22 protein-coding genes and 1 pseudogene are annotated in these 20,974 nt (G+C 71.1%); 17 read left to right on the top strand and 6 right to left on the bottom strand.

The features are described 5' to 3' along the window. Window positions 1-4 precede the first annotated feature (4 nt). The gene (locus BLS95_RS39605; protein ID WP_090944062.1) at window positions 5-1,177 is read left to right on the top strand and encodes an NAD-dependent formate dehydrogenase; all 1,173 of its coding nucleotides are present in this window, start codon (window positions 5-7) and stop codon (window positions 1,175-1,177) included. 43 nt (window positions 1,178-1,220) lie between these two features. Then, a complete protein-coding gene (gene cynS / locus BLS95_RS39600; protein ID WP_090944059.1) occupies window positions 1,221-1,664 on the top strand; it encodes a cyanase in 444 nt (147 codons plus the stop codon). Window positions 1,665-1,784: 120 nt separating this feature from the next. Here cynS and BLS95_RS39595 read toward each other — a convergent pair whose 3' ends face one another. Beyond that, window positions 1,785-2,228, bottom strand: a complete 444-nt coding sequence (locus tag BLS95_RS39595; protein ID WP_090944056.1) for a hypothetical protein — start codon at window positions 2,226-2,228, stop codon at window positions 1,785-1,787. Window positions 2,229-2,527: 299 nt separating this feature from the next. Between BLS95_RS39595 and BLS95_RS39590 the strand changes: the two genes are divergently transcribed. The 4 genes from BLS95_RS39590 (at window position 2,528) to BLS95_RS39575 (ending at window position 6,286) form a co-directional block, all read left to right on the top strand. Continuing rightward, complete coding sequence (locus BLS95_RS39590; RefSeq protein ID WP_090944054.1) at window positions 2,528-3,301, top strand: class I SAM-dependent methyltransferase; 774 nt, start codon at window positions 2,528-2,530, stop codon at window positions 3,299-3,301. Window positions 3,302-3,383: 82 nt separating this feature from the next. Beyond that, window positions 3,384-4,586, top strand: coding sequence for a molybdopterin molybdotransferase MoeA (locus tag BLS95_RS39585; RefSeq protein WP_245765565.1), 1,203 nt, complete (start codon window positions 3,384-3,386; stop codon window positions 4,584-4,586). A gap of 117 nt (window positions 4,587-4,703) precedes the next feature. Next, window positions 4,704-5,234, top strand: a complete 531-nt coding sequence (locus tag BLS95_RS39580; RefSeq protein ID WP_176993625.1) for a peptidase inhibitor family I36 protein — start codon at window positions 4,704-4,706, stop codon at window positions 5,232-5,234. A 224-nt stretch (window positions 5,235-5,458) separates the two neighbouring features. Further along, window positions 5,459-6,286 (top strand): protein phosphatase 2C domain-containing protein, encoded by an 828-nt coding sequence (locus BLS95_RS39575; RefSeq protein ID WP_176993624.1) that lies wholly within the window; start codon window positions 5,459-5,461, stop codon window positions 6,284-6,286. 40 nt (window positions 6,287-6,326) lie between these two features. Here BLS95_RS39575 and BLS95_RS39570 read toward each other — a convergent pair whose 3' ends face one another. After that, the gene (locus BLS95_RS39570) at window positions 6,327-9,995 is read right to left on the bottom strand and encodes an nSTAND1 domain-containing NTPase (RefSeq protein ID WP_090944045.1); all 3,669 of its coding nucleotides are present in this window, start codon (window positions 9,993-9,995) and stop codon (window positions 6,327-6,329) included. A 78-nt stretch (window positions 9,996-10,073) separates the two neighbouring features. On the opposite strand from BLS95_RS39570, the gene BLS95_RS39565 reads away from it, so the two are divergent. After that, entirely contained in the window at window positions 10,074-10,424 is a 351-nt protein-coding gene (locus BLS95_RS39565) for a hypothetical protein (RefSeq protein WP_090944040.1), read from the top strand. Between the two features lie 102 nt (window positions 10,425-10,526). Beyond that, on the top strand, window positions 10,527-11,657 hold the full coding sequence (locus tag BLS95_RS39560) for an alpha/beta hydrolase family protein (RefSeq protein ID WP_090944036.1): 1,131 nt from the start codon (window positions 10,527-10,529) through the stop codon (window positions 11,655-11,657). Between the two features lie 28 nt (window positions 11,658-11,685). Here BLS95_RS39560 and BLS95_RS39555 read toward each other — a convergent pair whose 3' ends face one another. Together BLS95_RS39555 and BLS95_RS39550 are read right to left on the bottom strand one after the other, a co-directional pair. Then, window positions 11,686-12,585 (bottom strand): cation diffusion facilitator family transporter, encoded by a 900-nt coding sequence (locus BLS95_RS39555; RefSeq protein WP_090944032.1) that lies wholly within the window; start codon window positions 12,583-12,585, stop codon window positions 11,686-11,688. Then, entirely contained in the window at window positions 12,585-12,965 is a 381-nt protein-coding gene (locus BLS95_RS39550) for an ArsR/SmtB family transcription factor (RefSeq protein WP_281250089.1), read from the bottom strand. The genes BLS95_RS39555 and BLS95_RS39550 overlap by 1 nt, the downstream gene beginning before the upstream one ends. 171 nt (window positions 12,966-13,136) lie before the next feature. Between BLS95_RS39550 and BLS95_RS39545 the strand changes: the two genes are divergently transcribed. Both BLS95_RS39545 and BLS95_RS39540 read left to right on the top strand, forming a co-directional pair. Further along, entirely contained in the window at window positions 13,137-13,874 is a 738-nt protein-coding gene (locus BLS95_RS39545) for a DsbA family protein (protein WP_245765564.1), read from the top strand. Then, a complete protein-coding gene (locus BLS95_RS39540; RefSeq protein WP_090944026.1) occupies window positions 13,855-14,508 on the top strand; it encodes a vitamin K epoxide reductase family protein in 654 nt (217 codons plus the stop codon). The genes BLS95_RS39545 and BLS95_RS39540 overlap by 20 nt, the downstream gene beginning before the upstream one ends. A 62-nt stretch (window positions 14,509-14,570) precedes the next feature. Here the strand turns inward: BLS95_RS39540 and BLS95_RS39535 are convergent, their stop codons facing one another. Beyond that, the gene (locus BLS95_RS39535) at window positions 14,571-15,797 is read right to left on the bottom strand and encodes a S1C family serine protease (protein WP_090944023.1); all 1,227 of its coding nucleotides are present in this window, start codon (window positions 15,795-15,797) and stop codon (window positions 14,571-14,573) included. Between the two features lie 166 nt (window positions 15,798-15,963). Between BLS95_RS39535 and BLS95_RS39530 the strand changes: the two genes are divergently transcribed. The 4 genes from BLS95_RS39530 to BLS95_RS39515 all read left to right on the top strand — a co-directional run bounded on the left by BLS95_RS39530 (window position 15,964) and on the right by BLS95_RS39515 (window position 18,594). Next, on the top strand, window positions 15,964-16,350 hold the full coding sequence (locus BLS95_RS39530) for a BlaI/MecI/CopY family transcriptional regulator (RefSeq protein WP_245765563.1): 387 nt from the start codon (window positions 15,964-15,966) through the stop codon (window positions 16,348-16,350). Further along, entirely contained in the window at window positions 16,347-17,279 is a 933-nt protein-coding gene (locus BLS95_RS39525) for a M56 family metallopeptidase (RefSeq protein ID WP_090944020.1), read from the top strand. Before BLS95_RS39530 ends, BLS95_RS39525 begins: the two co-directional genes overlap by 4 nt. A 107-nt stretch (window positions 17,280-17,386) precedes the next feature. Then, the gene (locus BLS95_RS39520; protein WP_090944017.1) at window positions 17,387-17,584 is read left to right on the top strand and encodes a hypothetical protein; all 198 of its coding nucleotides are present in this window, start codon (window positions 17,387-17,389) and stop codon (window positions 17,582-17,584) included. A gap of 26 nt (window positions 17,585-17,610) precedes the next feature. Next, window positions 17,611-18,594 carry a C40 family peptidase gene (locus BLS95_RS39515; RefSeq protein WP_245765562.1) on the top strand — a complete coding sequence of 328 codons (984 nt, stop codon included), beginning with the start codon at window positions 17,611-17,613 and terminating at the stop codon, window positions 18,592-18,594. A gap of 35 nt (window positions 18,595-18,629) precedes the next feature. Here the strand turns inward: BLS95_RS39515 and BLS95_RS39510 are convergent, their stop codons facing one another. Then, a complete protein-coding gene (locus tag BLS95_RS39510; protein WP_218136212.1) occupies window positions 18,630-18,863 on the bottom strand; it encodes a hypothetical protein in 234 nt (77 codons plus the stop codon). 350 nt (window positions 18,864-19,213) lie between these two features. On the opposite strand from BLS95_RS39510, the gene BLS95_RS39505 reads away from it, so the two are divergent. The 3 genes and pseudogenes from BLS95_RS39505 to BLS95_RS60200 all read left to right on the top strand — a co-directional run. Beyond that, window positions 19,214-19,873 carry an SRPBCC family protein gene (locus BLS95_RS39505; RefSeq protein WP_090944014.1) on the top strand — a complete coding sequence of 220 codons (660 nt, stop codon included), beginning with the start codon at window positions 19,214-19,216 and terminating at the stop codon, window positions 19,871-19,873. Between the two features lie 48 nt (window positions 19,874-19,921). Then, window positions 19,922-20,605 carry a DUF998 domain-containing protein gene (locus BLS95_RS39500; RefSeq protein WP_090944011.1) on the top strand — a complete coding sequence of 228 codons (684 nt, stop codon included), beginning with the start codon at window positions 19,922-19,924 and terminating at the stop codon, window positions 20,603-20,605. A gap of 164 nt (window positions 20,606-20,769) precedes the next feature. Continuing rightward, window positions 20,770-20,892, top strand: a pseudogene (locus tag BLS95_RS60200) (DUF8189 domain-containing protein); the annotation flags it as partial. Window positions 20,893-20,974: the final 82 nt, after the last annotated feature.

Below are 20,974 nucleotides of genomic sequence, written 5' to 3'. Positions count from 1 at the left end.
GGTCATGGCGAAGGTGCTGTGCGTGCTGTACGACGACCCGATCGACGGATACCCCACCTCCTATGCCCGCGACAGCCTGCCCGAGCTGACGGGCTACCCGGGCGGTCAGACGTTGCCCCATCCCCAGGGCATCGACTTCACCCCGGGCCAGTTGCTCGGCAGCGTCTCCGGTGAGCTGGGCCTGCGCCGCTTCCTCGAAGAACGCGGCCACACCCTGGTCGTCACCTCCGACAAGGACGGCGACGGCACCGAGAACGGCTCGGTCTTCGACCGCGAGCTGGCGGACGCCGACGTGGTGATCTCCCAGCCGTTCTGGCCCGCGTACCTGACCGCCGAGCGCATCGCCCGCGCGCCCAAGCTCAAGCTGGCCGTCACCGCCGGCATCGGCTCCGACCACGTGGACCTGGACGCTGCGATCGCCCGCGGGATCACCGTCGCCGAGGTGACCTACTGCAACAGCATCAGCGTCGCCGAGCACGTGGTGATGATGATCCTCTCCCAGGTGCGCAACTACCTGCCCGCCTACCGCACGGTGCTGGACGGCGGCTGGAACATCGCCGACTGCGTCGCCCGCTCCTACGATCTGGAGGGCATGCACGTCGGCACCGTCGCCGCCGGCCGGATCGGCCTGGCCGTGCTGCGCCGCCTGGCCCCGTTCGACGTGCACCTGCACTACACCGACCGGCACCGGCTGCCCGAGGAGGTCGAACGCGAGCTCGGCCTGACCTTCCACCCCAGCACGGCCGACATGGTCCCGCACTGCGACGTGGTCACCGTCAACGCCCCGCTGCACCCGGAGACCGAGGGCCTGTTCGACGACAAGCTCATCGCCACCATGCGGCGCGGCGCGTACCTGATCAACACCGCCCGCGCCCGGATCGCCGACCGCGACGCGGTCGTGCGCGCCCTGGAGAGCGGGCAGCTGGCCGGGTACGCCGGCGACGTCTGGTATCCCCAGCCCGCCCCGGCCGACCACCCCTGGCGCACTATGCCGCACCACGGCATGACCCCGCACATCTCGGGCTCGTCGCTGTCGGCCCAGGCCAGGTACGCCGCCGGCACCCGCGAGATCCTCGAAGCCTGGTTCGACGGCACGCCGATCCGCGAGGAGTACCTGATCGTCCAGGGCGGCGGCCTGGCCGGGGCCGGCGCCCACTCCTACTCCACCCGGACCTGACAGGCCGGACATCGAGGACGCGCCCGACACCGAGGGAGGAATCGTGGTCACCAAGCAGGAAGCGGCAGCGGCCGTCCGCCATGCCAAGGTAGTGACCGGTGTGACCTGGGAACAGCTCGCCCAAGCCGTCGGCCGGCCCCTGGTGTGGACCACGGCGGCCCTGCTCGGCCAGCATCCGATGAGCAAGGACGAGGCGGCGACGGCGGCGGCCCTGCTCGAACTCGGCGACGACGTCGCCCTCGCCTTCCAGTTGCAGCCCACCCGCGGGGCGCTGGAGGCCGCCGTCCCGGTCGATCCGACGATCTACCGGCTCTACGAGGTCATCCAGGTCTATGGCCCGGCCATCAAGGAACTGATCCACGAACAGTGCGGCGACGGCATCATGAGCGCCGTCAACTTCCGCCTGGACGTCAAGCGGGTCCCCGACCCGGCGGGGGACCGGGTGGTCATCACCCTCGACGGGAAGTACCTGCCCTATCAGTGGTGATCTCCCCGCTGGACATCCCCGCCGCCGGGCACCAACGAAGCGGGCGCTCCGCGAAGGAGCGCCCGCTCGGTTCATCTCCCGTTCTCGGCTTCCCCCACCGAAGCCGGAAGGTTCACGGGGTCAGCGGTAGTTGTGGTAGCCACTCCAGCCGAAGTTGCCGCCGTGGCCGTAGCCGCCGCGGATGCGGAAGTCGTCGACGTCCCTGCCGAAGACGATCTTGTTGCTGTAGAAGCTCTTGGAGCTGAAGCGCTTGTAGTGGTACCAGCGGCCGTCGCGCTTGTAGTAGACGTCGAAGAAGCTGTAGTCGCGGTCGTGGCGGTCGCGGTCCCACATCCGGAAGTCGAGCCAGTAGCGGCCGTTGCTCTTGCCCCAGCGGTACTCGAAGCGGCCGTCGCCGCGGTCGAAACGCTTCCAGCCGTTGGAATAGGCCGCGGTGGCGGTGGTGGCGGCGCTCGCCGTGGTGGCCGTCGCGGCCGAGGCCGAAGCGGCCGGAGCGGCGGCGATCCCCGTGGCCACGGCACCGGCCAGAACGGTGCCGACGAGCAGCTTGCCTATGGTACGCACAGTTTTCCTCCGTTGAGTGGGCGCTCTCGGGGTGCGAGGGCGCCGGGCTTTACCCCGTTTGCCGGCCGAGTTGGTCTCTCGCGTTCCGGACAACGCTCACGTTAGGAGGGGACCGGCATCCTGCTCTGCGCACAACGACACACAAGGCGCTTTGTGCGCACTAGTGCACACAAGACGTGTCGCTCGGCGAACCTGCCGCATCCCTTGACTCGCCCATAACAGGACATAACCTCCCGAAAGGTACACTGAGCGTTACTCCAAGCACTTCACGTAGCCGCCCATGTTCGCCAGGGACCTTGATGACCGACAGCGATGCCGAACCGTCGACCGTGAAGATCGTGGATCCGATGAGTGCGGACTACGATGCCGCGTTCGCCGCCTTCCTCGCCCATACCGACCAGAAGGAGCGCGCCCACGAGAAGCTGGTCCACATCGCCGCGCGACTGGCCAGACGCCGGACCCTCATCGACGCGGGCGCCGGAACGGGCCAGACCACCGCCTTGCTGGCCCGCCACTTCGCGCACACCATCGCCATCGAACCCAACGAGCACCTGCGCCGGAAGCTGGCCCGTACCTGCCCCGACGCCACCATCCTGGGCGAGGACATCGCCACGGCCCTGCCCGACCGGCTCGCCGACCTCGTCCTGTCCGCGCACGTGTTCTACTATCTGCCTCCGGCCTCCTGGCTGACCGCCCTCCAGCGGCTGGCCTCCTGGACCGCCGCCGGCGGCAGCGTCGTGGTCATCCTGCAGAACCCGGACACCGACTGCATGCGTCTGCTGCGCCACTTCACCGGGCGTCGCTTCGATCTACGCGCGCTGGGACGGACGTTCGCCGGCGCCGATCACGATTGGGAGATGAGCGTCAGCACGGAGCCCGCCGTCATCGACGCGCCCGACCTGGACACCGCCGTGATCATCGCGCAGTTCCTGCTCAACCTGGTCCCGCTGCCGGATCCGCCCACCGTGGACGACGTGGCCACCTACCTCAGGGACCGCTTCCGCGTGCCGGGCGGATACCGGTTCAGCTGCGACCAGGACTTCCTCGAACTGCGGAGCCCAGGGCCATCGTGACCGGCCATACTTGCACATAACGGGTCAGCTGCGACTCACCGTGCCCGGCGCGGGGCCTGTGACCCGCGGGCGAAACCTGCAGATGGGACAGTGGCACATGGTCATGGCCGGGGATCGGGAGACACGTCGCGACGTCGCCTGGGCCACGGCCAGGGAATACGCGCACGCGGCGGCCGAGCCGGGACCACCCGTGCGCGTGGCGCTCGGCCGGGCGGCCGGCCTGGTGCTCGCCGAGGATCTCGTCGCTTCGACGCCTCTGCCGGCTTTCGACACGTCGGCGATGGACGGGTTCGCCGTCGCGGGTGCCGGCCCGTGGGTGATCGTCGGCAGTGCCCGCCCCGGCCGGTCATGGGCGGCTGGGCGGCTGGAGGACGGTCAGGCCGTGGAGATCTCGACCGGGGCCGTCGTTCCTCCCGGGGCGCGGGCGGTGCTCCCGGTCGAGTCGGCCGTTCCCGGCGACGGCGAGGTGGCCGGTCCCGAGCTGCCGAGCGGCAAGCACATCCGGTACGCGGGAGAGGACGCGTCCCCCGGTTCGCTGCTGGCACCCGCGGGCACCCGGGCACGCCCGGCGCTCCTCGGCCTGGCCGCCTCCTGCGGATATGACGAGCTGCTGGTCCGTCGCACGCCGACCGTACGGGGGATCGTCACCGGGGATGAGCTGGTCCATGACGGCCGCCCCGGGCCGGGCCGCGTCCGGGACGCCCTGGGCCCGTTGTTGCCCTCACTGGTCGCGGAGCTCGGCGGTCGCCTCGATGGCCTCGTCCATGTGCCCGACCGGCCCGACACCGTGCTGGGCAAGGCGGTGGAGGCGGCCGGGGACGCCGAGGTCGTCGTGGTCACCGGATCGACGTCGGTCGGCACCACCGACGGGCTGCGCCGCCTGCTCTCCGAATGCGACGCCCGGTGGATCGTCGACGGGGTCGCGTGCCGGCCGGGCCACCCCCAGCTCCTCGCCCGGCCGCGCGGCGGGCCCTACGTCGTCGGCCTTCCCGGCAACCCGTTCGCCGCGCTGACCGCCGCGTACACGCTGCTCGGCCCGCTGCTCGCCGGGCTGTCCCGCCGGCCTCTCGGCCGCCTGCCACAGGCTCCGCTGATCACGCCGGTGGCGGCGGCATCCGACCGCACCCGTATCGTTCCGGTCGTCTGGGACGGCCCCGGCGTGCGGCCCGTCGGCGGAGACCGTCCGGCGTTCCTCAACGGCGCGGTCCTCGGTGACGCGCTGGCGGCGATCCCGCCCGGCGTGGAGCCCGGCCGGCCGGTGCCGCTGGTCCTGCTGCGCGACTGAACGCCCTGCTCACCCTTCTCCCCGGGCTCAACAGGGGCTCAACAAATGCTCAACACCGCGCTGCCTACATTTCTCCCGACCGATCGAAAGCACTACTCGTACGAGGGAGATCCACCAATGATTCGCAGGCTCGCGACCATCGCGGTCGCCGTCGTCGGCGGCGTGACTCTTACCGCCACCCCCGCGGTCCAGGCCCAGACCGCCACCCAGACCGTCACCTTCCAGGGCCGTACGATCGACATGTCCCGGGTGTGGGCCACCGCGCAGGTGTGCTCGGTGGAGTCGGCCTCACAGGTGACGTGCTTCGCCAGCGAAGCCGAGTACCGGCGGACGAGCGGGCTGTCCCGTGGCTCGACGGGAGATTATCGCGACTGCCCGGACGGCTACGGGTGCATCTGGCAGGGCGCGAACTTCCAGGGCCGCCGCCTCCAGTTCAAGGACAAGGGAACACATTCCCTCAGCAAGTACAGTTTCCGCGACCAGGCTTCCTCGGCCTTCAACAACCGATCCCCGGGTCATGGCGCCTTCTACCTCATCGATCAGAAGGCCGGGCGGCCGGATCCGCGGTACATGCTCGGGACCTGGCAGTACGTCAGCAACCTCGCGAAGAGCGGTTGGAACGACCGCGCGGACAAAGTCGGCATATAGGAATGACAGGCTCGCAAAAACGGACAAAAGCGTATATATCGGGCTATGGCGGGTAGTAATGGTGCGGGGACCGATTGCCCCGTTCCCCGAAAGGACGTCCCGGGCCGTGGGGAAGCGGCCGGGGACGTCCATGTGCGTTCCTGGGCCTGGCACTCCGTGCGGCTGGTCGAGGTCATACTCGGGTCAGCAGGTAGCCATCCGTGCGACGCACCGAAGGAGCGCGCTTGTACCTCGCCACCCGCCCCGGCCGCGACGACAAGCTCAACGAGGATCAGGTGGCCGCCGCCGGCGGCACGCTCACCCGGGCCGTCCTGCTCGACGGCGCCGGTGGGCCGGCCGAACTGCCGACCGGCTGCCACCACGGCACACCCTGGTACGTCGCCATGCTGGCCGACGCCGCCATGGCGCACATGCGCGACCCGCTGATCGGGCTGGACCTCGCCCTGTCCCGGGCCATCGCCACGGTCGCCGCCGAGCACCGCGCCCACCCCTGTGACCTTGACCACCCCGGTACACCGTCCAGCACGGTGGTCATGGTCAGGCGCCAGGCCGGCACGGTCGAATACCTGGTGCTCGGCGACTCCACCGTCGTCGCCGACGTCGACGGCGAGATCGTCACCGTCTCGGATCGGCGCATCGACCAGGTGGGCACCGACCTGTGGAAGGCCATGGCGGCCTTACCGACGGGCACGACCGAGCACCAGGCCGCGCGCATCCGATTCGTCGAGCACCAGCGGCGTATGCGGAACAAACCCGACGGCTACCCCTGCGCCGGCACCGTCCCCGAGGCCGCCCACGAGGCGCTGACCGGCACCCTGCCGGCCACGGAGACGCGGCGCGTCGCGCTGTTGTCGGACGGGGCGACGCGGTTCGTGGAGTTCGGGCTCGGCTCGTGGACCGGCCTTCTCGACATCCTCGGCTCGGCCTCGCCCTGGCGGCTCTTCGACCAGGTGCGGGAGGCCGAAGCGCAGGACCCCGAGGGGGAGCGGTGGCCGCGCGCGAAGCGGCACGACGACATCGCGGTCATCCACCTGGCAGGCACCGAACTGTGACGAAGGGCGTCGCCGGGGCCACCGGCGCTCCGAGCCCGGCCTATGGGCAGATCTCCCGGAACGCGGGACCCGGGGGTACGTACTGTGCCCATTCGGCGCTCGTGAGGGTGCGCCCGGCTTCGGCGCAGAGGCGGCGGGGCAGATCGTCCACGAGGTGGTCCAGCGTCCACAGCCGTACGTGCCCGTGCGCGCTCGCCCCGGCCAGTGTCCTGCCGTCAGGGGAGAACGCCAGCATGGTGATCGCCTCGGCGGCGTCGGCGATCGGTGTTCCGATCTGCTGCCGGGTGGCGACGTCCCACAGGCGCACGCCGTCCCCGGCGAGGGTGGCCAGGGTGTCACCGCTGGGGGAGAACACCACGGCGTCCACCGCGCCCGTGTGACGGGTGAGGGGAGTGCCGATCAGGTTGTGGCCGGCGACGTCCCACAGCCGGGCCGTCTCGTCCTTGCTCCCGGTGGCCAGCTTCGTGCCATCCGGTGCGAACGCCATCGCCGTGAGCAGGCCCGAGTGGCCGAAGGGCCGGCCGATCTGCTGGTGGGTGGTGAGGTCCCAGAGCCGTACCTCATCGCCGTGGGCGGCGGCCAGGGCGCGGCCGTCCGGCGAGAACGCCACCCAGAGGCTCGTCGGGCCCGAGGCGACGCCGCTCATCGGGGCGAGGTAGTTCGGATTGTCGGCCCCGGGTATCGGGGTGGAGTCCTTCTGGCCGAGGCGCCAGAGACGCACGGGACCCGTTTCACCCGCGATGGCGAGTGTCGTTCCGTCCGGGGAGAAGGCCGTCGAGACGTACACCTTCCGCTCAGTGGCGATCTTGTCCTGCTGCTTGCGGGTGCGGGTGTCCCACAGCCGTAGTGTGCCGTCGCCGCTGGTGGTGGCCACCAGGGAACCGTCAGGGGAGTAGGCCGCGCCGATGATCGGGCCGGTGTGGCCGGTGAGCGGCCTGCCGATCCGCCTGCGCGTCCTGGCGTCCCAGAACCGCAGCGTCCTGTCGTTTCCGGCGGTGACGATCGTTCTGCCGTCGGGGGAGTACACGACGGCGTTGACCGAACCGGTGTGGCCCCTGATCGGGGTGCCGACCGCGCGGGCGGTGTTCCAGAGGCGGATGGCCGGGCTGTGGCCCGCGGTGGCCAGGGTCTTCCCGTCCGGCGCGAAGTCCAGCGCCCCGACATGCGTGCTGCTGAAGGTGGCGCCGACCTGATGGCGTGCCGCGATGTCCCACAGCCGGGCCGCCCCGTCGCTGTCGCCGCTGGCCAGCAGGCTGCCGTCCCAGGTGAAGCTGACCGAGGTGATGTAGGTGTCCTCGCCGGTGGGCAGCGTGCCGAGCTTCCGTCGCCGGGTGGTGTCCCACAGCCGTACCGTCTCACCCGCGGTCGCGAGCGTCTTGCCGTCGGGGGCGAACTTGACAGCGCTCACCTGGTCGGTGTGGCCGGTGAGAGGGCCGCCGAGCTTGCGGTACGTGGCGGCGTCCCAGAACTGCACGGTCTTGGCGGCGGTGACCAGGGTCCGGCCGTCGGGGGAGAACGCCACCTCGACGGAGCCGGTGTGGCCAGGATGCCCTCTGAGTGTGGCGACCTGCCGGCGGGTGGCCAGATTCCACAACCGTACCGAGCCGTCGCCGTTGGAGTTGGCCAGCATTTTGCCGTCGGGAGAGAACGCCACCGACCCCACGACCTCGGCACCCGCCTTGAGCGCCGCGACGTGGCGGTGGCCGGCGACGCTCCACAGGTGTATCGCGTCGTCCGTGCCTCCGGTGGCGAGCGTCCTGCCGTCGTGCGAGATCGCCACCGTCAGGACGGGTCCGGTGCCGACGGTGAGAGGGTCGCCGATCTGCCGGCGTGCGGCCACGTCCCACAGCCGGAGCGTGTTGTCGTCGCCCACGCTCGCCAGCGTCCGGCCGTCAGGGGTGAACGTGACCCCGAGGACCCAGTCGTCATGCCCGGTGAGCGTGGCGATGTCGTCGCGGGCGGCCGCGACCTTCATGGCGTAGCGGCTCTGCGGTGAGGGGTTGATCCGCCAGGCCGCGACGCTTTGCAACCTGGCCAGCGTGGGATCGTCGACGTCCGCGCTCTGGACGGCGACCTGGTTCGAGGCCGCGGTGTCCCGCTGACGGAACGCCTCGTCGCCGGCCCGGTAGGCCACGACGGTGACCACGCCCAGAACCATGATCAAGGCCATCAGGAAGGCGACGAAGGCCCGCCGCCGGCGTACGCTCCGCCGGTGGGCTCGCCGGCTGGCGAGCAGGAAATCCTGTTCGTCCCGGCTGAGTGAGAGATGACGCTCCGGGGCCTCGGCGGTACGCGCGGCCGCGTTCAGGGCGGCCTGCAGGAGGTTGCCGCGGTAGAGGTAGGACGGGTCGCGGTTGTCGCCCACCCACTCAGCCGCCCTCACCTGCAACCGGGTGCGGGCGAGCCGGTCGGTACGAGTCTCGGCGAGCCATTCGTCACGCAGCAGCGGCCAGGCGTTCAGCAGGACTTCGTGGCTGAGCTCCACCGTGTCGGCGGCGAGGGTCAGGAGCCGTTCGGAGGCGAAGGACTCCAGGACCGCGCTGATGTCCCGGGACTGCGACGCGCCCTTGCCGGCGAACAACTCGGCCTGCTCGGCGCGGCGCGCGATGTCCGTGCTGTCGTCGCCGACGGCCGACAACCGGGTGAACACCTCGCGGGCGGCGTCGCGCTGCTCCCGGGTCAGCCGTTCGTAGGCGTTCTGCGCGCTCGCGGCGATGGCGCCCTCGATGCCGCCGGTCCGCTCGTAGTCCGCGACTGTCAGCCGCTCTCCGGCCTTCCGTCGCCACGCCTGATCCAGCGCGTGCGACAGCAGCGGCAGCGAACCCGCCCCGCGCACCTCCTTCAGCAGGATCTCCACCAGCGCCTCATCGACGCCGGAGCCGGCCCTGGCCGCCGGTTCGGTGATGGCCGTGCGCAGTTGCCGCCGCGTCATCGCCGTCACCAGATAGCGGTTCTGGACCGCGTCCGTCAGAGGGGGATGGTCGGCGCAGCGTGCCTCGAAGTCGGCCCGCACCACCAGCACGACCAGCGCCGCCGGGATCTGCCGCACGTCGTGCCCCAGCGTGGCGGCGGCGTGCAGGGCGGAGATGAACGCGCGTTGCTCCCGCGGATCGGGGCATCTGGTGAAAAGCTGCTCGAACTGGTCCACGACCAGGAGCAACCGGCCCGCGGACTGCCGCAGCGCAGCCTGGCGGGCGGTGAGCGCGAACGCGGCAGGGCCGGCCTCCAGCGACGTCCGTACGGAGATCGCGTCGATTCCCGCCAGGGCCGCCGTCCGTACGGCCAGCTCGTCCAGCGGAGCCGGGCCGGGCGTGAACACCAGGCACGGCCAGTCCCTGGCCTCCGGCGCCTCCGCGAGCCCCGCACCCCTAATGCGCGGCAGGACCCCCGCCCGCAGCAGGGACGACTTGCCCGCGCCCGACGCCCCCGACACCACGAGCAGGCCATGGTCGGTCAGAAGCCGCGACATCCGTTCGAGCACCTGGTCGACGGCGATCTCCCGGCCGCAGTAGAACGCCGCGTCCCGCTCCTCGAAGGCGGCCAGTCCCCGGTACGGAGACTCGATCTCCCCCGACACGGTGACCAGGGGCGGCGGGGCCACGCCATCGGTCGCGGTCCTGCCGTAGTAGTAGTTGATCTGCGTGCCGTGATCACCGATCAACACGCCGAAGGCGCCACGCGCGTCGATCGGGTCACCGCCCTCGCTCATACGCGCATTGTCGACCCGGAAACTGATCGAAAGCCATAAGGCTGGACGAAGGTCGGGCCCTTGGGTGACGCTGATGGCGTGGAACCTGTAACGCTGATCGTGGCGGCATTGGTCGCGGGTGCGGCAGCCGGCACCCAGGGCGTGGTGACCACCGCGGTGACCGACGCCTACGAGGGCCTGAAAGCGCTGGTCCGCGCACGTCTTCCCGGAGGGCGGGAGGTCGGCGACGACCCGGAGGAGCTGACCGCCGAACTCGAACGCGTCCAGGCGGGTGACGACCCGGCCCTGGTGGCGGCGGCGCGGAAGGTCATGACGCTACTGGACGCGGAAGGCGCACGCGCGGCGAAGTATCAGGTCAATGCCCCGCATGCGATGGGGGTGCAGATAGGCGACAACACCACCCAGACCAACACCTTCCACGTGCCGTGAACCACCGGCGCCGCCCGACAGGCGGCTTGCGACGAAAGTAGCAAGCGGCGATCGACGATCGGGTCGGGTCTTCAAGGCGGGCCGGGGACGACACTGGCCGCCATGAAGAAGAAACTCCTCGCAGCGATCCTCATGCTGCCGTTACTCGTGACCACCGCCGGCACGGCCGGGGCGGCGGAAGCGGCAACCGGCCCGGCCCACCTCCGGCAGCCGAAGCTCGCGCTCCCCGCCCCGACCGGAGACCTCCCGGTGGGCCTGCGTTCCCTGCACCTCGTGGACGGCAGCCGCGCCGACCCGTGGAAGCCGGAGGTCAGACGGGAACTCATGGTCTCGCTCTGGTATCCGGCGCGGAAGGCCGTCGGCCGGGCCCCGCTGTACCTGACGCCGCAGGAGTCCGCGCTGGCCCTGGCGAGCACCCCGGGGGCCGAGGACCTCCCCCCGGACACGCTGGCCGGGACGAAGGTCCACTCCCACCTCAACGCCCCGGTCCGTACGGCGAAGGGCGGGCTTCCGCTGGTCGTCATGTCACCCGGCGGCTCGTTCCCCCGGGCCACGCTGACCTCGCTGGCCGAGGATCTCGCCAGCCGGGGCTACCTGGTCGCCGGCGTGGAGCACACCTACGAGTCGTACGGCACCACCTTCCCCGACGGCCGGACGACGACCTGCCTCGCCTGCGATCACCCCGGCAGGACCGGGGCAGGGGTGACCGCGGGCCGCGTCGCCGACCTGCGCTTCGTCATCGACCGGCTCACCGGCGGCGCCTGGGGCGAGCTGGTCGACCGGTCCAGGATCGCCGCCGTCGGCCACTCGATCGGCGGCAGCAGCACCTCCCACCTGCTGCTCGCCGACCCCAGGGTGCGCGCGGGCGTCAACCTGGACGGCACGTTCTTCCCCGCGCTGCCGGCGAACGGGCCGGCCAAGCCGTTCATGATGATCGGCAACCCGCGGCACGAGCCGACCGGCGCCGACGAGAGCTGGCCGCGGTCGTGGGCCGGGCTCGCCGGCTGGAAACGCTGGCTGACCGTGGACGGCGCCGAGCACGTGTCGTTCGTCGATCTCGCGGCATTCGGGCCCCAGCTCGGCATCCCCGTCGGCGAGATCGACGGCGAGCGCGCTCTTCGCATCACCCGTGCCTACCTCACGGCCTTCCTGGACCGGCACCTGCGCGACAGACGCGCGCCGCTCCTGGAGGGCCCGTCGGAGGACTACCCCGAGGTGCGGTTCTGGCGGTGACCGAGCCGGGCCGCCGACCGGCGCGGGGTCACCAGCCGAGTTCGTCGCATCCGTTGTGGTCGGCGGGTTCGACCTGCAAGGTGGCGTGGGCGACCCCGTGGCGCCGGCGGAGGAGCTCGCGGGCCTGATCGAGCACGGCGTGGTGGTCGTTCTGGTCGCCGGTGACGAGGTGGGCGGTCGCGACGTTCATGCCGGAGGTCAGGGTCCACAGGTGCAGATCGTGCACGTCGCGGACGCCGTCGATGGCGGCCAGGTCGGCCGCCACCGCGGCGGCGTCCATGCCCTCGGGGACGTGCTGGCCGAGCACGGCGAACACCTGGCGGCCGAGCGAGACGGCACGCACGGCGACGAAGACGCCGATGGCCAGCGCGACGAACGTGTCCCAGTACGCCTGACCGGTGGCGGCGACGAGCCAGCCCGCGATGATGACGCCGACCGAGCCCGCGGTGTCGGCCACGACCTCCAGGTAGGCGCCCTTGACGTTGAGGCTCTCACGCGCGCCGGAGCGCAGCAGGAGTAGCGCGACGAGGTTGACGACCAGGCCGACGGCGCCGACGACGAGCATCGGCCCGGAGGAAACCTCCGCGGGGCCGCCGATGCGGCCGATCGCCTCCGCGACCACGTAGACCGCGACGCCGAGCATCAGCACCACGGCCAGCAGCGAGGCGAACACCTCCGCCCGGTAGGAGCCGTAGCTGCGGCGTCCCGTGGTGTCGGGGCGAGTGGCGATCTTGGTGGCGACCAGCGCGGCACCGAGGGTGACCACGTCGGCGGCCATGTGCCCGGCATCGGACAGCAGGGCCAGCGAGCCGGAGAGCAGACCGAAGGCGAGCTCGACCACGAAGAAGGCGCCGATCAGGGCGAACGAGACCGCCAGGCGCCAGCGGTGACGGCCGGCGGCGTGCCCGTGGCCGTGCCCGGCGCCCATCACGAAGCCCCGTCGCGTTCGGGGTGGATGGCCTCGGTGTGCTCGGTGTGGGCGAGTGCCAGGTCGAGCAACATCCGTACGTGCGGGTCCTCCAGCCGGTAGTAGGCCATCCGCCCCGACCGGCGCGCGGACACGATCCGGTGCGCGCGCAGGAGCCGCAGGGCGTGGGAGACGGCCGATTCGCTCTGCCCGGTGACCGCCGCCAGGTCGCACACGCACAACTCCCCGTCCAGCAGGGCGACCAGCAAACGCAGCCGGTTGGGGTCGGAGAGCAGGCCGAAGATGTCGGCCGTGTCGGCCAGATCCTCGGCGGCCGGCATCCGCTCGCGCACGGCTGTCACCCGGTCGGCGTCCACCACCTTGACGGCGCAACCATCCACCGTCAATACATTCCCATCTGAAGAGTTGTTCATATATCCATTCTGTCGCCGCCGCGGCGAATGTCAATGACCGCGCCCGGCGCGTGCCACAAGGCGTCCGCGTACGGTGCCCGACCATCCCGCCTATCTTCTACACTTCGTAGAAACATTAGCCAGCGGGAGGAGCCGCGCGTGCCGCAGCAACAGGACCGGGCTGAGGCTCGGCGTGCCAAGGTCGAGGCCCTGCGCGCGAAGGACAAGCAACGTTCCGCGCGCAGGAAGAACGTCACCATGTCGGTCGCCGCGATCGGGGTGTTCGCCGTGGTGGCCGCCGTGTGGCTGGCGATCAGCAGCCTGGGCTCCGAGCAGGCGGGCGTGAACCCCGCGGCGGCGGGCGCTCCGCAGGTGGTCCGGGAGGACAGCCACCGGCTGCAGACCGCCGCGGACGGCAAGGTGACGCTGGTGGAGTTCCTCGACTTCGAGTGCGAGGCGTGCAGGGCGTACTTCCCCGTGGTCGAACAGCTCCGCAAGGAGTACACGGGCAGGGTCACCTTCGTCGCCCGCTACTTCCCGATCGGCAGCCACTTCAACGCCGAGCGCGCTGCCAGGGCCGTGGAGGCCGCGGCGCGGCAGGGCAAGTTCGAGGCGATGTACCAGCAGATGTACGAGACCCAGACCCAGTGGGGCGAGAAGCAGCAGCCGGCCGACGCGTTCTTCCGCAAGATGGCAGAAGGTCTCGGTCTTGATCTGGCCGCCTGGGACAAGGCGTACGAGGACCCGGCCACGCTGGCCAGGGTGAAGAAGGACGCCGCCGACGGCGAGGCGCTCGGCGTGCAGGGCACCCCGACGTTCTTCCTCAACGGCCGGCGGATCGAACCCCAGTCCGCCGACGAGTTCAAGGCAGCCATCGATGCGGCGCTCGCCCAGTGACCTCACGCCCCCCGTGGGCGTCATCCCCGCCACGGCCCACGCCGTCGAACCCGAGGGCGTGCCCTTTCCTCGCCTGCTGCCACGGCTCCTCCTGATCGGCGGTGCGGTCGGGTTGATCGCCGCGTTCGTCCTGACGGTCGAGAAGATCGCCCTGCTGAAGAATCCGGCCTACGTGCCGAGTTGCAGCATCAACCCGGTGCTGTCCTGCGGGTCGATCATGCGCACCCCTCAAGCCGAGCTCTTCGGATTCCCCAATCCGCTGCTGGGCATCGCTTCCTTCGCCGTGGTCACCACGGTCGGTGTCTCGCTGCTGGCCGGTGCCCGGTTGCCGCGGTGGTTCTGGCTCGGGTTGCAGGCCGGTGCCACGGCCGGCGTGGTCTTCGTGCACTGGCTGATCTTCCAGAGCCTCTATGTCATCGGTGCGCTGTGCCCGTACTGCATGATCGTGTGGGCTGTGACCGTACCGATCTTCTGGTACGTCACCCTGCACAACGTGATCCACCAGCACCTGCCCGCCCCGGTGGGCATGCGCCGCCTCGCCGCCTACCACACCGTGCCGCTCACCGTCTGGTTCCTTGCCCTCATCGCCGCGATCGGGGTGCGCTTCCAGTCCTACTGGAGCACCTTGCTGTAGACAGGGGGCGGCCGGCGCGCGGTCGCTGTGGATCCGCGCGCCGGCCGGCACAGCCCAGAAGGCTAGCTCTGCTTCTGGAGGGTCACGGTGACCTCGTGCGACGTGCCGTCCCGCATGTAGGTGATCTTGACCTGCTGGCCCGGCTTGAAGCCCCTGACCTGCCCGACCACGGTGTCACCCCCGTCAACCGGCGTGTCATCGATCCTGGTGATCAGGTCGCCCTGCCGCAGCCCCGCCTTCTCCGCCGGGCTGCCCGCGGTGATCTGTCCGATCAGGGCGCCCGGGACGTCGCCCGTCGCGTCGGTGACGCTCACCCCGAGGAAGGCATGGGTGACCTTGCCGGTGCTGATGAGCTGCTCGGACACCTGCTTGGCGGTGTTGACCGGGATGGCGAAGCCGACGCCGCCGCCGGCCGCGTCCGAGGCGATGGCGGTGTTGATGCCGACCAGCTCGCCCGCGGCGTTCACCAGGGCGCCGCCGGAATTGCCGGGGTTGATGGAGGCGTCGGTCTGGATGGCGCCGCCGATCGTGGTGCCGGCGGACTGCTGCTGCTGGCCCCATCCGGGAGGAAGCTGCTGGCGCTGCTCCGGTCCGGTGGTGAGCGTACGGTCGAGCGCGCTGACGATGCCGGCGGTGACCGATCCGTCCAGGCCGAGCGGGCTGCCGATGGCCAGCACCGCGTCGCCGACCTTCAGCGCGTCGCTGTCGCCGAGGGTGGCCTTGCTCAGCCCGGAGACGCCCTCGGCCTTGATGACGGCCAGGTCGGTGGCCGGGTCGGTGCCGACGACCGTGGCCCTGGCCGTCTTGCCGTCGCTGAACTTGACGGTCATCTGCCCGCCACCCTGGCCGGCGCCCTCCACCACGTGGTTGTTGGTCAGGATGTGGCCGTCCTCCGACAGCACCACACCGGAGCCCTCACCGGTCTGACCCTGGATCATCACGACTGACGGCTGTACCTTCGCCGCGACCTCGGCCACGGTGAGCTGCGAGGAGGTCGACTTGAAGACGGGGCTCGGCGCGCTGGCGGTCGCGACCGGCGCGGGCTGGAACGAGGTCGCCAGGACGGCCCCCACCACGCCACCGGCCACCGCCATCGCGGCCAGCGCGAGCCCGGCCACCACCTTCTGCCCGGCGGTGAGGACCGCCTTCCTGGGCGGCGCGGGCGGAGGGGGCGGCGGCTGCTCCATGACGATCGTGTCGCGCCGGGGGAAGCCCCCGGCGGTCGGCGGGGTGGCGCCGAACTGGCTCCACCCGCCGGTCCCCTGCTCGTGAGGCTCGTTCGCGTTCATCTGTCATCTCCCTAGAGTCCCGATGACCCAAGGGTGTCAAGGACTGCGTAAGACCTGGCTAAGGCGGTGATCCAGAAAGGCGGCGGCGACTGACGACGGGTTTATCGATCGAGGTGAGGCACGTCGGCCGCCGCTCGCGACACTGGCGGGCGGTAGCCTTTCTACCTTGGGGGGAACGCCGGCGGGAGGGGTGACGGTGCAGCTCGGCAACCTTGAGCGAGCGGTCATGGAAGCCCTGTGGGAGCATCCCGAGGGCATGTTCGCCCACCACCTCGCGGCCGGTCTGCCCTCGCGGCCCGCCACCACCACGGTGCTGACGGTCCTGATGCGGCTGTCGGCCAAGGGCATGGTCTCTCGCGAGCGCGTCGGACGGGCGCACCTGTACAAGGCCACGGCCGGCAAGGACGCCTTCGTAGCCGAGGCGATGCGGGCCGCCCTCGACGAGGCCGGCGACGTGGCGGCGGCCGTTCAGCGCTTCGTCGGCACGGTGACCCCTGAGGTGGCCGCCGCCTTGCGGGAGGCGCTGGGCGAGCTGGACGGATCCGGGTCTTGATCGCCTGGGTGGTGGCGGCCGGGGTGGCGCTGCTGCCGGTGCTGCTCGGCGACCGGGCCGCCCGCCGGCTGGCCGGGGCGGCGTGGACGCACCGCTGCCCCCGGGCGGCGCTGGTGCTGTGGCAGGCGATCGGGTTGTCCGCCGGCCTGGGCGCGGTCGGTCTCGGGCTGGTGGGCGCCGTCGCGCCGCTCGCGGCGGTGTTCCCGCACGGAGGGCACACCCTGGCACTCCAGATCGCCGGCGGTGATGGCCTCGAAGGGCTCGGGCCGGTGCACCTGCTGGCTCTGACCTGGTCCGTGGGCCTGATGAGCTGGCTCCTCCTCCACACGGCGCGGATCACCACGGGCACGATCCGGGAGCGGCACCGTCAGCGCCTGCTGGTCGACGTGGTCGCCGATCATTCGCCGGTGCACGACGCCTACGTGCTGCCGGTGGCCGAGCACGTGGCCTACTGCGTACCGGGCAGGCACCGGCGGATCGTGCTGAGCCGGGGCACCCTCGACCTGCTGGCCCCTCAGGAACTGCAGGCCGTGCTGGCGCATGAGCGGGCGCACGCCCGTGGCCACCACGACCTCGCCCTGCTGCCGTTCGTCGCGCTCGAGCGCGCGTTCCCGTGGCTGGCCTCCGTCCGTACGGCGCGGCAGGCGGTCGCCGTGCTGGTGGAGATGATCGCCGACGATCACGCGTGCCGGGCGCGGGGCCCGCTGCCGCTGGCGCGTGCCCTGGTCCGGATGGCCTCCGCCGGCCCGCGCCCGGGACCGGCCATGCCGGCCCTGGCCGACGCGGGACTCGTCGAACGCCTGCAACGGCTGCTCGGTGAGCGCGGGCAGCCCCGCTGGGTGCCCGCCGCGGCCTACTCGACGGCCGGGCTGCTGGTCAGCGGGCCGATGGCCGTGCTGGTCGCACCGCTGGTGTGCATCACCCTCTGACGGGCTGAGCACTCAGGGCGACTGGCTCTGGCGACCCCGGACAAGCAGTATGTTTGTCTTCTACGTCACGTAGAACTGGGCCGTTGCCGACCCGAAAGCGGGATGTCATGTTCGAGATCGTGTCCGCCCTCGTCCCACCCATGGTGGTCGGCGGGGTGATCATCGCCGGTGTCGTCCATCTCATGCGCTCCGAAGCCCGCGCGAAGGCCGCCGAAGCCCAGGAACGCGTACGACGGAGATCATCGCACACATCACCCGCCACCGCTGACGGGTCCCAGGAAGGCAAGCCTGCCCCGTCGAAGTGAAGCCGACGAACGTACGAGGAGACATCGTGGTCGCCGTACCGGCAAGGCCCGGGCGGGCGATCGTCGCCGTGGTGCTGGCGTCGATCGCGTTAGCCTCGGCGCCTGGCACCGCCGCCGCCGACCCGTCGCCCGCCCAGGCCAGGGCGAAGCTGGTGAAGCTGAACGAACGGGCCGACCAGCTGGTCGAGCGCTACAACCAGGCCACCGAGACGTACAAGAACGCGCGGAAGAAGTACGACACCCTCAACACCGAGTACGGCCGCACGGCCGCACGCGCCGAGGTGCTGCGCAGGGACCTGGTGAAGCTGGCGGTCACCGACTACCAGTCCGGCGCGGTGACGGGCTGGCAGGGGTTCGTTTTCCGCGGCGACCCCGGCGGCGCCCTGAGCGGCATGGCCTCGCTCGACCATCTCGCGCAGGCCAGAGCGGCGAGGATCCGGGCCTTCGAGGCGGCCACCAAGGAGTTGCGCGACCGCCGCAACGCGGCCAAGCGCGTGCTGGCGGAGGCCGACACCGCACGCGACAAGGTGCGTGACGAGAAGGGCAAGGTGGACGAGCTGGTCGACGAGCAGACCAAGCTCATGCGCCGGCTGGGCCTCTTCCGCACCGGCGACCCCAACAGTCCCGGCATCGTCTACACCGGCCCGGCCTCCGGCAACGCCCGTACGGCCCTCCAGTTCGCCTTCGCCCAGATAGGCAAGCCCTACCAGTACGGCGGCACGGGCCCCGGCAGCTACGACTGCTCGGGCCTCACCCAGGCCGCCTGGCGTCAGGCGGGAGTCGAGCTGCCCCGGACGACCTGGACCCAATGGAGCTGGGGATCCGCCCGCCGCGTCCCCCTGGACCAGTTGCAGCCCGGGGACCTGCTCTTCAGCAAGGGCCTGGGACACATGGGCATGTACGCCGGCAACGGCAAGATGGTCCACGCGCCACAGACCGGGGACGTCATCAAGGTGGTCGACCTCGATGGCTACTGGCGTACCCGCCTGCTCGGCGCGGTTCGCCCGTGACGCCCGCGAAGGCGGCCTGACCGCCGCCCAGGCGCTCAGGCCCACGGGGCCACCGGATACCAGGGGATGATCTTGCGGCGGGCCAGGACGCGGACATCCCAGTAGAGCACCATGAACACGCCCGCGACGATGAAGGCGGCGGCGATGACGACCGCGGCCCGGCTAGGCGCGTGCCGGAACATCTGGCGGAACAGCGCGAAGGGGCGCCCGATCAGCAGCGCGCCGATGAGCGACGCGATGACGCGATGACGCGGGCGGCGGACGTGCATGACCCTCCCGGCCCCGTATCCGTTGTCGCACGGGCGGAGACCGAGATCAAGGTCGCTGCCGCCGAGGTCGCGGTGTCCAAGCTTATTCAGCCTTGACTTATATAAGTGACAGGTGAGATTGTTGCCCCGGGCACGCACTCGACGTGCTCGGCGGTGCGGTCGGCACCCTCGGCGCCCGCTCCGTACCACCACTGCGGGGAGGCCGGCATCTGGCTGGAGCGCTTGCGCCGGTTCTGGAGCCGGCGCCTGGACGCATTGGGGACCGAACTCGCGCGCGCCCGGCACCCGCTCGACGGGACACCGTCCGCGACGGCACGGCCAGACCCGAACAACGAGAAGGAAGAAGACGAATGATCGACGTCGTCAACCAGATCAACGCCACTCACCGGGAGATCGGCGACCAGGCGGTCGCCACCGGCCCGGGGCGGTCGCTGCTGCTGCGGCGCACGTACGACGCCTCGATCGAGGAGGTGTGGAGCGCCTGCACCGACCCCGACCGGATCGGCCGATGGCTCGCCCCGATCGAGGGCGACCTGCGGCTCGGCGGCACCTTCCAGCTCAAGGGCAATGCCGGCGGGGAGATCCTGCGCTGCGAGGAGCCTCATTTGATCAAGGTGACCTGGGTCCTGGGGGAGGGCATGCCCACCGAGGTCGAAGTACGCCTGGCGCCCGGCGGTGACGGCGGGACCGTGCTGGAGCTGGAGCACGCCGCCCCCGCCGAGACCGTCGACGGCATGGTCCGCCTGTACGGGCCCGGTGCCACGATCGGCATCGGCGTCGGCTGGGACCTGGCGCTGCTCGGCCTCGACCTGTTCCTGCGCGACGTCGCGTTCGATCCAGCGACCTGGGGTGACAGGCCGGAGGAGAAGGAGTTCGCCGCGGCGAGCTGCCGCGCCTGGGGGCCCGCGGTCCAGGCCGCCTGGGACATCAGCGACGACGACCTCGCCGCGGCCGTGGCGTTCGCCATGCAGCACCACGCTCCCGAGACCGGCACGGACGGCAACGGCTGACTCGCCACGCGGTGTGTCGTCCCGTTTTGTCAAGAGAGGAGTAGACCGATGACCGAGAACCCCATCACGACCACGGCGGCCGGCGGGGCGACGCGGACGCTGCTGATGTGCGGCATCCTCGCAGGCCCGCTCTACATCGTCGTGGTCGTGCTGCAGATGTTCACCAGGGACGGGTTCGACATCAGCCGGCACCCGGCCAGCATGCTGAGCAACGGTGACCTGGGATGGATCCAGATCGCCAACTTCGCGGTCAGCGGCCTGCTGTTCGTGGCGGCAGCGGTGGGCCTGCACCGGGTACGGGGTCCGGCGGGGCGGGGCGGCACCTGGGGACCGCGGCTGGTCGGCGTCTTCGGCGCCGGGATGGTCGGCGCCGCCATCTTCTCCGCCGACCCCGCCGACGGCTTCCCGCCGGGGACGCCCCTCGGGCCGCCCACGACCGCGAGCACACACGCGATGGTGCACGTGCTCGTCGCCGGGTTCGCCTTTCTCGCGCTGATCGCCGCGTGCTTCGTGTTCGGCCGGCGGTTCGCGGCGGCCGGCCACCGCGGCTGGGCGGCCTTCAGCACGGTGACCGGCGCGCTCTTCCTGGCGGGCTGGCTCTCGATCTTCGCGTTCCAGGGCTCCCGGGTGGCCAATGTCGCCTTCGCCCTCGCCATCGCGCTCGTCCTGGCATGGACGTCGTTCCTGGGCGCCCACCTGCTGCCCCGGCTCGGCGCGACGACACCGGCCTGACCCCGACGTGGGCAGCGACCGGCCCGATGGAGGGGTCCCCGCCAAGGGCACCGGCAGGTACTCCGCCTCCAAGGCGGCCCTGGAGCAGCTGACGAAGGTGTGGGCCGCCGAGCACGCAGGCCCGACGACCCCGAGGCGAGGAGCCTCCTGTCGAGGAGCCTCGGGTGCCCCCTGTCACGGCCCCGAATGGGGATGGTCGGTTGCAGGTGTTCGTCATTGGTGGTGATGGCGCTTTGTACAGTCGCGGGCAGCTGGCGCCCAACGGTGGCTGGGGCGACTGGGCGAGTCTGGGCGGCCAAGACCTCTGGCCCCTCAAGCACCCGTCCGGGCTCGGGACACACACCAACCCCGATCGCATGACGGGTGCCG

Source organism: Nonomuraea jiangxiensis (assembly GCF_900099965.1).
Classification (GTDB): domain Bacteria; phylum Actinomycetota; class Actinomycetes; order Streptosporangiales; family Streptosporangiaceae; genus Nonomuraea; species Nonomuraea jiangxiensis.
This window is presented reverse-complemented; position numbering and strand designations above follow the sequence as displayed.

Bases quoted from the DNA above. Each gene is read 5' to 3' on its own strand.
- BLS95_RS39605 (WP_090944062.1), top strand. From the start codon at position 5: ATGGCGAAGGTGCTGTGCGTGCTGTACGACGACCCGATCGACGGATAC.
- BLS95_RS39590 (WP_090944054.1), top strand. From the start codon at position 2,528: ATGACCGACAGCGATGCCGAACCGTCGACCGTGAAGATCGTGGATCCG.
- BLS95_RS39585 (WP_245765565.1), top strand. From the start codon at position 3,384: ATGGGACAGTGGCACATGGTCATGGCCGGGGATCGGGAGACACGTCGC.
- BLS95_RS39580 (WP_176993625.1), top strand. From the start codon at position 4,704: ATGATTCGCAGGCTCGCGACCATCGCGGTCGCCGTCGTCGGCGGCGTG.
- BLS95_RS39570 (WP_090944045.1), bottom strand. From the start codon at position 9,995: ATGAGCGAGGGCGGTGACCCGATCGACGCGCGTGGCGCCTTCGGCGTG.
- BLS95_RS39560 (WP_090944036.1), top strand. From the start codon at position 10,527: ATGAAGAAGAAACTCCTCGCAGCGATCCTCATGCTGCCGTTACTCGTG.
- BLS95_RS39555 (WP_090944032.1), bottom strand. From the start codon at position 12,585: ATGGGCGCCGGGCACGGCCACGGGCACGCCGCCGGCCGTCACCGCTGG.
- BLS95_RS39540 (WP_090944026.1), top strand. From the start codon at position 13,855: ATGCGGCGCTCGCCCAGTGACCTCACGCCCCCCGTGGGCGTCATCCCC.
- BLS95_RS39535 (WP_090944023.1), bottom strand. From the start codon at position 15,797: ATGAACGCGAACGAGCCTCACGAGCAGGGGACCGGCGGGTGGAGCCAG.
- BLS95_RS39520 (WP_090944017.1), top strand. From the start codon at position 17,387: ATGTTCGAGATCGTGTCCGCCCTCGTCCCACCCATGGTGGTCGGCGGG.
- BLS95_RS39510 (WP_218136212.1), bottom strand. From the start codon at position 18,863: ATGCACGTCCGCCGCCCGCGTCATCGCGTCATCGCGTCGCTCATCGGC.
- BLS95_RS39505 (WP_090944014.1), top strand. From the start codon at position 19,214: ATGATCGACGTCGTCAACCAGATCAACGCCACTCACCGGGAGATCGGC.
- BLS95_RS39500 (WP_090944011.1), top strand. From the start codon at position 19,922: ATGACCGAGAACCCCATCACGACCACGGCGGCCGGCGGGGCGACGCGG.